Below are 13,174 nucleotides of genomic sequence, written 5' to 3'. Positions count from 1 at the left end.
GGCGGACCAGGCACCGCGCTCCAGCGCTGCCGTATCACCCCGCCAGCCGCGCCTGCCAGAACGGTGCCTGCGCCCAACGCCGCTCGCGCGCGTACAGGGCCCCGCGTTCGCGCAGGTAGGCGCGGAAGCGCGCGAACACGCCCTCCTGGTACGCCGCCAGCGGTGCCGGGCCGGCGCCGTGCAGATGCGCTGCCAGTGCGTGCGCGGCGGCCTCGCCGTCGTGCAGGGCCTTGACGATGCCGTGCGCGGTCAGTGGATCGTAGGCGCTGGCCGCGTCGCCCACCGCCAGCCAATCCTCGCCCACCACGCGACTGAGGATCGCCGACGGCCCCAGCGCGGCGATCAGGCCATCGGCCTCGGGTGCACGCGCCCCGCCCTGCGCCAACCACTGCGCGACATGCCGGGTCTGGTGCGCCGCCGCCAGCCACACGTCGCGGTCCAGGTACTGACGTTGCCGGCGCGGCTCCAGCGCCAAGGCCAGCATCAAGCGCTCATGTGGCAGCTTCGCCGCGTACCACCAGCCGTCGGCGCAGGCCTCCAGCAAGGCCTGCGACGGAATCGCCTCGGCCTGCTCCAGCGCGAACACCCCGGCGACGAAGGCCAGGCAATCCACCTCGTTGCGGGCAACGCCCAGCCGCCGCACCGCCGCGGCGGCGATGCCGCTGGCGTCCACCAGGAACCCGGCGCGCAGCCGGCGCACGCCGCCCTGCTCTTCGTGCAGCTCCAGCACGTGATCGCCATCGGCGGCGCGGCCGACCGCGCCCAGGCGCAGGCCGCGCAGCAGCGTGCCGCCCTGCGCCGGCACCGCCGCGGCCAGCATCGCGTCGAAGGCGCCGCGGTCCACGTGCCAGCCCTTGCCGTGGCCGGCGACGATGAAATCGTTGTAGCCCAGCTCCGGCCGGCCCCAGCTGGCGCAACTGCCGGCCGAGGCCAGCGGCCGCTGCGCCAGGAACGCCTCCCACACGCCCAGCCGCTGCAGCGCGGCACTGGCGGTCGGCGCCAGCGCCTCGCCCAGCCGCCAGCCTGCGGCGCGGCCCATGTCGACCACGACCACGTCCTCGACCCCGCGCGCGGCCAGCGCCAGCGCCGTGGCGCAGCCGGCCGCGCCGCCGCCGACGATGGCGACGGCGCAGCGGTCGTCCGAGGTCAGCGCAGCCGCCGGCTCAGGCAAGGCCATCGCTGTCGGCGCGCGCCTTGGCCGATCCCGACGAATAGGCCGGAATGTTCGCCATCGGCCAGCGGGCGACGAACTCCTGTCCCACCTCGAACTCGCTGGCCACTTCCAGGAACAGGTCGGGCGGGTATGGCGGCAGCCCCGTCGCCTGCGGGATCTGCGCGCCGCTGATGATGAAGCCGACCTTGGCCCAGTTGGCCACGAAGTCCTCGTACTCCTGAAAGCGGCCGGCCTGCGCCGGGTAGTCGGTATCGGTGCCGTTGCCGCGCACCGAATACACCTGCTGCCTCACGTACCACGTCTGCTCCTGCTCGTCGAACTGGCACAACTCCAGCGGGTAGACCGCGAATGGCCGCTCCGCCGGCCACGACCAGAACAGGGTGTTGTTCGGATTGACCGTCTGCTGCCCGGGATTGGGATCGGGCAGATGGGTGGCGCAGGAGTTGTAGTCGGTGTGCCAGGGCACCGACATGAACTTGGACAGATCGCCCGGCTCCACCGGATGCGTTTGCAGCGGCACATAGCCGAAGCTCAGGAACGCGCTGTCCTTGCTCGCCTTGCTGTAGTCCAGCGGCGCCTGGTTGATGCGGAACGGACCACAGTCCTTGGCCTGCCAGTCCTGCACGTAGAGATTGACGTCGCGGATCGGGAACGACACCTCGATGCCCGGGCTGTAGCGGCCGCCCAGGCAGTTCTGCAGGGTGACCCGGTCCAGCGCTTCGCCCGGCCCCAGCGTCGGCGCGCCCACCTGCACGTAGTTGTTGCCGTGCCACTGGCTCAGCAGGAAGTACTGGGTGGAACTGACGCTGAGGAAGCTCTTCTGCGCATCGCCCAGCGACAGCGGCATCATCGGCGAGCCGGTCTCGGTGTCCGCGGCGGAAGCCGGATCGCGGATCAGCGTCTTCAGGTTGGGAATCTTGGCGCTCGGATCGTCGGTCGGCAGGATCTGCCCGATCGTGTCGTGGCCCTTGACTGCCCCCGACGGCAGGTTGGTGTTCCAGCGCTGCAGCATCGCCGCGTGGAAGATCGGCTGGATGTCGTCGCTGAAGGACGGCTGATAGGTCGGCAGGAACCCGCCGTTGGCGTACAGCGACGGCACCAGGCCCAGTGTACGTACCCACACGTCGTAGACATCGTCCCAGGTGGACACCACGTTGCGGGTCTGCGGCGCATAGCCCGGATCGCCGGTGACGTACCACGCGCCCTGCACGCTGGCGGTGCTGCCGTCGTCGAACAGCAGTACCGCATTGACCGGGCCGTCGGCCGCATCGTCGTACCAGAGGCCGTTTTCGGTCGCGTCCTCCAGCGGCGGGTAGCTGCCATCGGCCCCGATCACCGCCGAGGTGCGGGCGAAGCCGCCGGCCACGATCAGCGCGCCGTTGGCCTCCACGCGCATGTCGCCCAACGAATCGAGCTTGCCGAGCGGTTCGTGCAGCGTATGGAACATCGAGGGGAAGCTGACCGGATAGGCCGGCTGCGGCTGGATCGTGCCGCCGGCATCGGCGTAGCTGGCGGTGGTGGTCATGTCGAAGGCGACCACGCTGCTGCCCGCGGCGGCGGCGCTGAGCGCGCGCGGGCCTGCATCGATCACCAACTGCCGCAACCGTGTCGGATCGTTGGGATCGGCCGGATTGGCCGCATCGAGATAGTTTGGGTTGCGCAGTTCCAGCAGCCCGGGCGACTCGTAGGCGCCGATACCACGGAACTGGCCGCCCTGGCTCACCGTCGAATAGTTGTTGAGCTTCTTGTTGGCCAGGTGCACGGTCCAGACGATGTCCTTGACCGTCTTGCCGTCGATCGTGCTGCCCACGTCCACGCGCACGCCGCCACCGTTGGGATACGTGCCGGAACTGCCGCTGGGGTAGGCGTAGATGTGGAAGCGCGCGGCCTGGCGCTTGACGTTGCCGTCGGCGTCGCGGAACTGCGCGGCGGTGATCGGCGTGGATTCGGTGCCCGGCTGCACCGGCAGTCCGCCGAACAGGCCGTCGGCATCGCGGGTACCGGCCGCGGTGACCGGCGCGAGATAGAACTCCTGGCTGTCGCCGACGCGGCCGATGCCGATCGCCGGATGCACGCGAAACACGTTGCTGGTCATGATGACTTGCTCCTGATCCGGGTGAGAGGGACGCGCCTCAGCGCGGCGTGGCCGGCCGCGCCGCCGGCGGTGCCTTCTGCGGCAGCTGCGCCTGGAAGTAGTCGTTGATCACCACGTGGCTGATGTTGACGTTCAGCCCCGGCAACGACTGCGCGCGCGGATCGGGCGAGATCACCTGGGTGGTGTTGTGGCAGGCGAAGCAGTTGTTCTGCGTGCTCTGCACCTGGGTGAAGGTCTCGATGGTGGAATTGGACAGCTTGATCGAGCCGGTGAGCAGCGGCGGTGCGCCTGCGGGTGTCGGCGTGGGAATGCATTCCAGGGCCGAACCCGGTTGGAACGTGCAGTTGGGCGCCAACGCATCCTCGGCGACGAACCAGATCGCGCCGACCTCGAAGTAGTTCTTCCACACGTCGTTCAACTGGCCCTGCACCGACGCGTTGATCGACTGGATGTTGGCGATGTTGCAGTCCTGACCGCTCGGGCAGGGCTTCTGCCCGCCAAACGGCACCATGCGGCACACCTGCGTGACCGGGCTCAGGGTCTGCGTCTGCGCGTTCAAGGTCAGCGCACCGGCACCGGCCGCGTTGACGTTGCATTGCTTCATCGGCGTGCCTGCCTGGTAGAACGTCCAGTCCTTTGCGGAAACGACGTCGTTGGGCAGCATCTCCTCCGCCGGCTTCGGCAGGTCCGGCGCGTTGTCCTGGTGCTCGAACGTGGCCCAGATCATCTCCGGATGGCCGGCGACCGTGCCGCCGATGTGGAAACCGACCAGCGCCACGGTCTGGGTTTCGGTATCGCCGGTGGCGATGAGCTTGCCCTTGCGCATGGCCAGCTTGGCGATCGTGGCCTGCCGGGTATAGAACGTGGACACGTCCTCGCCCGGCTGCACCACCTTCCATGCCGCCTTCAGGGTCATGCTGCCGACCGGAAAGGGCGCCTTCGGATCGAAGGCACGCAACGCCTTCGGATCCTGCAGGTGATTGCTGTCGATGAACTGGCCGAACACGTCGTTGGAATGGATCGAGTAATAGACCGCGCGCCCATGCCGATCCACCAGCACGCCGTCCGGGCCCGCCTGATCGATCAGTTCGACGGTGCGCGCCTGCTGCGAGCGGCCGATCAACGGATCGAGCACGCCGTCGGCAACGCCGCCGATGCCATCGCTAGACATGCTCAGGAAGCGCGGCTGCCCGCCCACGTCCTGGGTCAGCCACAGGAAGGCGTTCCAGGACCATTGATGGAAGGCGCAGTTGCTGCTGGACTGGAAGCCCGCAGAATCCGGCGCCGGCGTCTGCGCATGCGGGAACCAGGACGGCGCTGGCGCCGCCGGTGGCGCGCACGCCGCTGCACTCGGTGCCGGCCCTGGCGCGGGCCCCGGCGTGACCGTCCCGCCACCGCTGCCGGGCTTCGATCCCGACCCAGGATTCACGGCGGAGCACGCCGCGACCACCACACAGACCAATGCCGCGAATCCCATCGCACGTTTCATCGCACTGCCCCTCGTTCCGTGGAAAAGCTGTAAGCGCCGGCATCCGCCGCAGTGCGCCGGACAGGCAGCACCGCGCCGCCGCGCAGGCGCGGCGTCGAACATCGTGGTGAACCTCATGCAGGTGGGATCGCGCTCCCCGCGATCGCGTTGCGCCGTCCGTGCGCACTCATCCTTTCTTCGACAGCAGCATGCGCTGCGTCACACTTGGACAGCAAGACCGTTTCGTAGACACCGCGGCAATTCCGTAGACAGTTGCCGTCATGCACGGGCGATGCCGTGCCCAGCACCGTGCAGCGGCACGCCGATGGACGGCGGGCATTGCGTGCATGTCGTGCATGACCAAGCGCAGCACGCGCGGATCGCGCGACGTTCGCGCATCCGCAAGGAACACCCGCGTGCTGCGATGCGCACATCGTCGATCGCGCGACGGCGACCGGCGGCGGACCTCACACGCCCATGTAGCGGCCGGCGCGGTGGTTGAACATCAGCACCAGGCTCAGCACCACCGCGCCGATCGCCGAGTACAGCACCTGCTGCGGCGCCAGCAGCCAGAACGCCACCGCCATCAGCGCCGCGTCGAAGCTCATCTGCACCTTGCCCGCGCTCCAGCCGCGGCTGCGCTGCAGGTAGACCGCGAGGATGCCGACGCCGCCGAGGCTGGCGCGGTGGCGGATGAAGAACAGGATGCCCAGGCCGACCAGCGCACCACCGACCAGTGCCGAGAACAGCGGCGTCATCGTCGCCCACTGCGCCCAGCGCGGCAGCAGGTCGGTCAGCAGGCCGCACGCGGCGACCGCGACGAAGGTCTTGAGGGTGAATTCCCAGCCCATGCGCCGCACCGCCAGCCAGTAGAACGGCAGGTTGACCAGCACGAACATCAGGCCGAAGTTCCAGCCCAGCGCGTAGTGCAACAGGAAGGCCACGCCGGCCATGCCGCCGATCATCAGCCCGCCATGGGCGAACACCGCCAGCCCCAGCGAGGCCACCAGGGTCGCCAGCAGCATGCCCTGCACGTCCTCGGCCACGCTGTGGCGCAGCGCGCGCGCATCCTGCACGGTGCCGGCCGAATCCGGCGGCGGGGTCAGCGGTCCGGCGGTGACGACAGTGCCGTCGTCGGGCAACGGGTCCAGGTCCGGACGCAGATCGGAATCGAGAAGGCTCACGGGAGGGGGCACAGCGTGGGGGGCGGTATTAGACACCAGCCGCGAGTCTGTTGCATATGAAACTTTGATGGCCGTGTGCAGCTGGCGATTGCAGGACACCGTGCAACCCGCCCCAGCAGCGCACCGCGCTCCTATCGAGTCGGCAACTTGACCTGGATCTCGTGCTGCGCCACCACAATCGTCATCACCATCCCAACCAGTATCACCAGTGCCAACGGCCCGGCGATCGCCAGCCACGCCCAGGTCCAGGCAGTGAAGCGCTCCGCCGCGCTCTGCGGCAGGCCGCGCGCCTGCTTGAACCGCACCAGGCGCTGGTTGACCAGCAGGACCGGCGTCCAGGTCAGCAGCGTCAACAGCGACAGCGCCGAGGGCCACACGCCGAGCAGGCTCAGGCAGACATAGGCCAACGCCGGCCCCAGCCAGCCGACCAGGGCGCCACGCTGCGCGCCGATGGTGCGTTCCAGCCCGCGAAAGCAGGCGAATACCCAAAGCAGCGAGAACACCGAGCGCCACACCGGCGAGATGCGCCGGCGCCCGGACAGCAGGCGCAAGGCGCGCCAGTTGCGATAGAACCAGTACAACGCATACCAGCCGAAACTGGTCGCACACAGCAGCGCCAGCTTGGCCGCCGGGGGCGCGAACAGCGTGGACAGCGGGTCGGCGGGTGCCGCAGCGATCGCGGTGTCGGGCAGCGCGGCGACGGGGGCGGCGTAGGGGTTGTCGGTTTGCATGGCTCGCATTCTGGCGCACCGTACCCTCATCCGCCCCTTCGGGGCACCTTCTCCCGGGGGGAGAAGGGGGGCACAAAGCCCCTCTCCCGCCGGGGCGACAGGGTGCGGCCTGCGCGCCACTGGCGCGCGCACCCTGGAGCGCCCGCGCCGCAAGCGCGGGCCGGGGCGCGGAGCGGGGGTTGGGGTGAGGGTCCGGCGCGAAGCGTCTCGCGGAGTTCGAGTGCACGAAGCTGCGCCCGTACCCTCATCCGCCCCTTCGGGGCACCTTCTCCCGATGGGAGAAGGGAGAGCAAAGCCCCTCCATCGGGAGAGGGGTTTGGGTGAGGGTCCGGCGCGAAGCGTCCCGCCAAAACAGAAACACGAGGTTCCGCCCTACCCTCATCCGCTTTTTCGGGGACCCGTTCCCCGAGAAGGACACCCTGGTCCCGACGGGAGACGGCGAACACTCAACGCACAGCCACCGCGCGGCGCTGCCGCTTGTCCGCGTACATCTCCGCATCGGCGCGTTCGAGAAGTTCCTCCAGTGCCTCCGCGTCCAGATCCCGGCGGTGGCACAGGGCCAGGCCGAAGCTGGCCGACAGTGCAGTCGCGAATCCGTCGTCGTCGCCGGGCTTGGCAAGCGCACCGCGCAGCGCGTCGATCAACCCCTGCGCCTTCTCCGGCGTGGTCAGCGGCAGGTAGAGCGCGAACTCGTCGCCGCCCCGGCGCCCCAGCAACTGGCCCGGCCGCAGGCAGCGCCGGCAGCGCTTGACGAAGGCACGCAGGGCGGCATCGCCGGCGGCGTGTCCGAACTGGTCGTTGATCGCCTTGAGGTTGTCCATGTCGGCGACGATCACCGCCAGCGGACGAGGGTCCTGCGCGGCCAGTTGCAGATCGTTGAGCACCTGCTCCAGGAATCCGGTGCGCGACAGCGCCGCGGTCACCGGATCGCGCACCAGCGCATGGCGCAGCCGCGTGTTGTCGGCATAGAGCCCAGGGACGGCCAGGCCGAAGTAGCTGTTCGCCGCCAGGCTGATCATGGCGAACTGCAGCGCGAGCGCCTGCGCCTCGAGCCGCAACAGCGGCGTGGCCACGGCGATCAGCAGGCTGAAGGCCGCGATCGCCACCAGCGCCTGCAGCATCCCGTGGGTATGCACGATCCACAACTGGATCACCACCACCACGAACAGCGCGAACACCACGGCCGGCTGCCGCGGTAACGCCGCCGCCAGCGCCATCACCACCAGGGTGACGCCGAGCAGCAACGCGAGCTTGACCAAGTAGGCAGAGACGCTTCCGGCCGGCGCGACCATCCCCGACAGGCGCGGGATACCCGGCTGCGGCACGATCTGCAGCCACTCGGCCAGGCGCAGCACTCCGACGATCGCCAGCGGGCCGAGTGCCAGCAGGCCGGCGTAGTCGCCGATCGCCCATGGGATCAATTGCGCCAGCATGCTTGGCAAGTCGATCGCGCCGGTGACGGCCAACCCCGCGCCGCCCAGGCAGGCAGACAGCAGCGACGCCACGCCGCCCCCCAGGATGAAGCAGGTGACCACACGTGGCAGGCTGCTCGAGGACACCCCGCGGCCGACCAGGCGCAGCAGCCAGGCCAGCCCACCCCAGACGCAGAACTGCTGGGCGGTGAACAACAGCGCGTATCCCAGCACCGCCCGACCGGGGACGACGGGATGGCCGCTGGTGCGATAGAAGCTGAGCAGCGTGGCCAGCACGCAGGCGCTGGCGATCGCCGGCGCACCGCGCCAGCCCAGCACCATGAACGTGGCCAGCGTCACCGCCACCGGCGGGAACCACAGGCTCGCATGCGGCTGATAGTCCAGGACCCGCGCCAACTCGAAGACCGCCAGCCACGCCGCCACCAGCACCACCGACAGCACCAGCAGCGCGCCGGGACGGCGCGGCGCCGCGACGCGCGTACGCAACGGCGCCTCGGCGTCCCGGCCTGTCATCCATCCGACTCCGCGCGGCCACGGCCGATGGCCGAACCGGGGCCGACGAAGGCGGTGACCGCGCTGTCGTCGCTGCCGCCCACCACTACCGTGGCACCGCTGTTCAGACGGATCGGCCAGCTCATGTTGTCCGTGCCATAGGACCATTGCAGCGTGCCGTCGCCCGCGTTCCAGAGGGTGAACGCGCCGGGCGTCCCGTCGGGATGGCCATCGGCCAGCCCCAGCCACTGCCCGTCCGGGTCGAACGCCAGGTCGTTGGGCGAGTGCGCGCTGTGCGCGGTCCACTGCGGCGTCGCGGCGGTACCGGCATCGGCGTACACGGCGACGACGCCACCGCCCTTGAGATTGCCGGCAATCGCGACCTTGTTTCCGGCGCGATCGCAGGCCACCCCGTAGATGGTCGTGGCGCCCTCGGGCACCGTCTCGGTCCAGGCCGGCCCCGGCGTTTTCTGGAACGCCGACACGTCGAACGCGTACAGCGTGCCGTCGCTGGCACCGGCATAGGCGCGGCGGCCATCGCCCGACAGCGCCGCGGCATGGACGCGGGCCTGCTTGGGCAACTGCCAGCGCGTCAGCGTCCCAGGTTGCCCCGCTGCGATCGAAAACAGGATGATCTCGCCCTGTGCGCTGGCCACCAGTCCGACCGTGCCATCGGCGGCGAGGCCGGTGGCGATGACGCTGTCGGCGCTGTCGCCGGTGCCACCGGCGCTCAGCGCGATGCACACGGGCGCACCGAAGGACGCGTCGCCCTCGCGGCAGAACAGATAGCCCTGCTCGGCACCGGCCAGCAACGTGCGCCCACGCGCATCCAGCGCCACCATGTTGCCGCGGACAGGGAGCGCATGGGACAGCAGTTCCTTTCCGCCCGGGACCGCCCAGGCACTGATGAAGCCTGCATACGGTTGCTGGCTCTTCCAGCCGCAACTGGCCACGGTGCTCCCGTCCGCTGCCACGTCGACCCAGTAAACGCCCTGCCAACCTTGGAATTCCTGCGTCAGCAAGCGGTTGCCGGCGCGATCCCACGCATAGGTGCCGAAGCACCCCTGCTGGTCGTCGCCCACATCGCTGCGCGTGGCCGCGGGTGCGATGCGTTCGAAGATCTTGCGTTGCTCGAGCGGCACCGCATCCAGCCCAGGAACCTGCGACAGACCGCCGTACTGGTGGAAAAAGGTGCCGGCGACGATGACATTGCCATCGTCGGACACCGCCACGGAATTGATGTAGTAGCCGGCATGCGGCTGTGTCGACCAGAGCACCTCGGGCACGTCGTTCATGGCGGCTTCCTTCTCCTCGGCTGAACAGTCCGCGATGGATGCCGGCGGACAGTTGACTGAAAACACGACACCCGTGGACGCAACTGAGGCAGCCGCTACGACGTGGGCCACCCCTCACCGCATCCCACGCCCCACTTGCGCTCGCCTGCCAAGCCGGCTCAGCGCACCTCGGCGATCTCGACCCCGTCCAGGCCCTGCGCCAGGGTGCGCGCGTCGCCGCCCTGCGCCAGCTTGATGCGCAGGCGCACCTCGTTCTGCGAATCGGCGTGGCGCAGTGCATCCTCGTAGCTGATCTCGCCGGCCTGGTACAGCTCGAACAGGCTCTGGTCGAAGGTCTTCATGCCCAGGTTGGTGGACTCCTTCATCACGTCCTTGAGCTTGTGGATCTCGCCCTCGCGGATGTAGTCCTGCACCAGCGGCGTGCCGAGCATGATCTCCATGGCCACGCGGCGGCCCTTGCCGTCCGGGGTCGGGATCAGCTGCTGCGCGACCACGCCGCGCAGGTTCAGCGACAGGTCCATCAGCAGCTGGCTGCGGCGGTCCTCGGGGAAGAAGTTGATGACGCGGTCCATCGCCTGGTTGGCGTTGTTGGCGTGCAGGGTGCACAGCACCAGGTGGCCGGTCTCGGCGAAGGAGATGGCATGGTCCATGCCCTCGCGGGTGCGCACCTCGCCGATCATGATCACGTCCGGCGCCTGGCGCAGGGTGTTCTTCAGCGCGTTCTCCCAGCTGTCGGTGTCGATGCCGACCTCGCGCTGGGTGATGATGCAGCCCTCGTGCTTGTGCACGAACTCGATCGGGTCCTCGATGGTGATGATGTGCCCGGTGGAGTTCTGGTTGCGGTAGCCGATCATCGCCGCCAGCGAGGTCGACTTGCCGGTGCCGGTGGCGCCGACGAAGATGATGATGCCGCGCTTGGTCATCGCCAGGGTCTTGATCACCGGCGGCAGGTTCAGCTCGTCCACGCTGGGAATGCGCGTCTCGATCCGGCGCAGCACCATGCCGACCTGGTTGCGCTGGTAGAAGCAGCTGACGCGGAAGCGCCCCACCCCGGCCACGCCGATGGCGAAGTTGCACTCGTGGGTCTTCTCGAACTCCTCGCGCTGCGCCGGCGTCATCACGTTCAGCACCAGGTCGCGGCTCTGCTGCGGGGTCAACGGCGTCTGCGTGATCGGGGTGATCTTGCCGTGCACCTTGATCGCCGGCGGCATGCCCGAGGTGATGAACAGGTCCGACGCCTTCTGGTGCGCCATCAGTTTCAGAAAGGAGGTGAAGTCGATGGTGCTCATGGCGTGCTCCTTCGGAGCGGGGATTGGGGAGTCGGGATTGGGGATTGGTCAGAGCGGGCATCCTAGGATCGGTGGGATAACTGCTTTCGCGAATCCCCAATCCCGAATCCCCAATCCCCGCTACTCGAACAACCGCTTGTCCTTGGCGTACTCGCGGGCCTGGTTGCGGGTGATCAGGCTGCGCTTGACCAGGTCCTGCAGGTGCTGGTCCAGGGTCTGCATGCCGTTCTGCTGGCCGGTCTGGATCGCCGAGTACATCTGCGCGACCTTGTCCTCGCGGATCAGGTTGCGGATGGCCGGGGTGCCGACCATGATCTCCCAGGCTGCGGTGCGGCCGCCGCCGACCTTCTTCAGCAGCGCCTGCGAGATCACCGCGCGCAGCGATTCGGACAGCATCGAGCGCACCATCGGCTTCTCGCCGGCGGGGAACACGTCGATGATGCGGTCGATGGTCTTGGCCGCCGAGCTGGTGTGCAGGGTGCCGAACACCAGGTGGCCGGTTTCCGCCGCGGTCAGCGCCAGGCGGATGGTTTCCAGGTCGCGCAACTCGCCGACCAGGATGATGTCCGGGTCTTCGCGCAACGCCGAGCGCAGCGCCTCGTTGAAGCCGTGGGTGTCGCGGTGCACCTCGCGCTGGTTGATCAGGCACTTCTGCGAGGTGTGCACGAATTCGATCGGATCCTCGACGGTGAGGATGTGGCCGTATTCGTTCTTGTTGATGTAGTCGATCATGCCGGCGAGCGTGGTCGACTTGCCCGAGCCGGTCGGCCCGGTGACCAGGATCAGGCCCTGCGGCTGGTCGATCAGCTGGCGGAAGATCGGCGGGCAGCCGAGGTCTTCCAGGGTCAGCACTTCCGAGGGAATGGTGCGGAACACCGCGCCGGCGCCGCGGTTCTGGTTGAACGCATTGACGCGGAAGCGCGCCAGGCTGGGAATCTCGAAGGAGAAGTCGACCTCGAGGAATTCCTCGTAGTCGCGGCGCTGCTTGTCCGACATGATGTCGTAGACAAGCGCGTGCACCTGCTTGTGGTCCAGCGCCGGAATGTTGATGCGGCGGACGTCGCCATCGACCCGGATCATCGGCGGCAGACCCGCGGACAGATGCAGGTCGGACGCCTTGTTCTTGACCGAGAACGCCAATAGTTCAGCGATATCCATACGCTGCTTTTCCCCTTGGGCTGCGACTGGAAGGATGATTCCCCGGCCGGCAGTATAGCGCCCTTCCCTTTGCCGGAACGCCGCCGTGCCCCTCTCTCCGCTGCAACAGATTCGCCTGGACATGGACCGCGCCGCCGACGCCGCAGGGCGCCCGCACGCGCAGTTGCTGGCGGTGTCCAAGACCCAGCCGGCCGAGGCCGTGGCGGCGCTGGCCGCACAGGGGCAGCGCGCGTTCGGCGAGAACTACGTGCAGGAAGCGGCGGCCAAGATCGACGCGCTCGCCGCGGCCGGACTGGAATGGCATCTGATCGGCCACCTGCAGTCGAACAAGGCCGAACAGGCGGCGACGCTGTTCGACTGGGTGCAGACCGTGGACCGGCCCAAGCTGGTCGCCGCCCTGGCAAAGGGCCGCGCGGCGGCGTCCGCGCACGCACCGCTGAACGTGCTGATCCAGGTCAACATCGACGACGAGGCCAGCAAGCATGGCTGCCAGCCCGACGCCGTGGACGTGCTGGCCGCGGCCATCGCCGCGCAGCCGGCGCTGACGCTGCGCGGGCTGATGGCCATTCCCGCGCCGTGGCCGGAGGCCGAGCGCCGCATCGACGCGTTCGCGCGCATGCACGCCCTGTTCGCGCGGCTGCGCACCGCCCATCCGCAGGTCGACACCTTGTCGATGGGCATGAGCGGCGACTTTGCCGACGCCATCGCCGCCGGCGCCACCATGGTGCGGGTCGGCACCGCCCTGTTCGGGGCGCGCGGCCCGCGCGCTTCCGGCTGAACCCGCTGCTGCCGCGCCGCATTACCGCAGTGCCCGTGACACCGTGATGATTTGTCTACGGACGCTTCAAAATCGAT

The 13,174-nt window shown here is 68.8% G+C and carries 10 protein-coding genes; 1 reads left to right on the top strand and 9 read right to left on the bottom strand.

Going from position 1 to position 13,174, the window contains the following annotated elements:
* Positions 1-34: 34 nt before the first annotated feature.
* The 9 genes from AC1PMG_RS06790 to AC1PMG_RS06750 all read right to left on the bottom strand — a co-directional run bounded on the left by AC1PMG_RS06790 (position 35) and on the right by AC1PMG_RS06750 (position 12,319).
* Positions 35-1,177: an FAD-dependent monooxygenase gene (locus AC1PMG_RS06790; protein ID WP_481111085.1), complete on the bottom strand. Its 1,143-nt coding sequence runs from the start codon at positions 1,175-1,177 to the stop codon at positions 35-37.
* On the bottom strand, positions 1,164-3,269 hold the full coding sequence (locus tag AC1PMG_RS06785; protein WP_481111084.1) for a LodA/GoxA family CTQ-dependent oxidase: 2,106 nt from the start codon (positions 3,267-3,269) through the stop codon (positions 1,164-1,166). Before AC1PMG_RS06785 ends, AC1PMG_RS06790 begins: the two co-directional genes overlap by 14 nt.
* A gap of 37 nt (positions 3,270-3,306) precedes the next feature.
* A complete protein-coding gene (locus AC1PMG_RS06780; protein ID WP_481111083.1) occupies positions 3,307-4,440 on the bottom strand; it encodes a hypothetical protein in 1,134 nt (377 codons plus the stop codon).
* Positions 4,441-5,204: 764 nt separating this feature from the next.
* Positions 5,205-5,879 (bottom strand): YitT family protein, encoded by a 675-nt coding sequence (locus AC1PMG_RS06775; protein WP_017913917.1) that lies wholly within the window; start codon positions 5,877-5,879, stop codon positions 5,205-5,207.
* Positions 5,880-6,052: 173 nt separating this feature from the next.
* Positions 6,053-6,652 carry an MFS transporter permease gene (locus tag AC1PMG_RS06770; protein ID WP_481111082.1) on the bottom strand — a complete coding sequence of 200 codons (600 nt, stop codon included), beginning with the start codon at positions 6,650-6,652 and terminating at the stop codon, positions 6,053-6,055.
* A gap of 446 nt (positions 6,653-7,098) precedes the next feature.
* Positions 7,099-8,598 (bottom strand): GGDEF domain-containing protein, encoded by a 1,500-nt coding sequence (locus AC1PMG_RS06765; protein ID WP_342072307.1) that lies wholly within the window; start codon positions 8,596-8,598, stop codon positions 7,099-7,101.
* On the bottom strand, positions 8,595-9,872 hold the full coding sequence (locus AC1PMG_RS06760; RefSeq protein WP_481111081.1) for a WD40 repeat domain-containing protein: 1,278 nt from the start codon (positions 9,870-9,872) through the stop codon (positions 8,595-8,597). The genes AC1PMG_RS06765 and AC1PMG_RS06760 overlap by 4 nt, the downstream gene beginning before the upstream one ends.
* Before the next feature lie 158 nt (positions 9,873-10,030).
* A complete protein-coding gene (locus AC1PMG_RS06755) occupies positions 10,031-11,161 on the bottom strand; it encodes a PilT/PilU family type 4a pilus ATPase (RefSeq protein WP_010344137.1) in 1,131 nt (376 codons plus the stop codon).
* A 120-nt stretch (positions 11,162-11,281) separates the two neighbouring features.
* A complete protein-coding gene (locus tag AC1PMG_RS06750) occupies positions 11,282-12,319 on the bottom strand; it encodes a type IV pilus twitching motility protein PilT (RefSeq protein WP_010344138.1) in 1,038 nt (345 codons plus the stop codon).
* Between the two features lie 121 nt (positions 12,320-12,440).
* Here AC1PMG_RS06750 and AC1PMG_RS06745 point away from each other — a divergent pair, with 121 nt between their 5' ends.
* A complete protein-coding gene (locus AC1PMG_RS06745) occupies positions 12,441-13,097 on the top strand; it encodes a YggS family pyridoxal phosphate-dependent enzyme (protein WP_481111631.1) in 657 nt (218 codons plus the stop codon).
* The last annotated feature ends 77 nt before the right edge of the window (positions 13,098-13,174 follow it).

This window comes from Xanthomonas sp. NCPPB 2250 (genome assembly GCF_056725265.1).
Note: the sequence above shows the minus strand (reverse complement) of the source record. Positions and strands in the feature narration are given on the sequence as shown.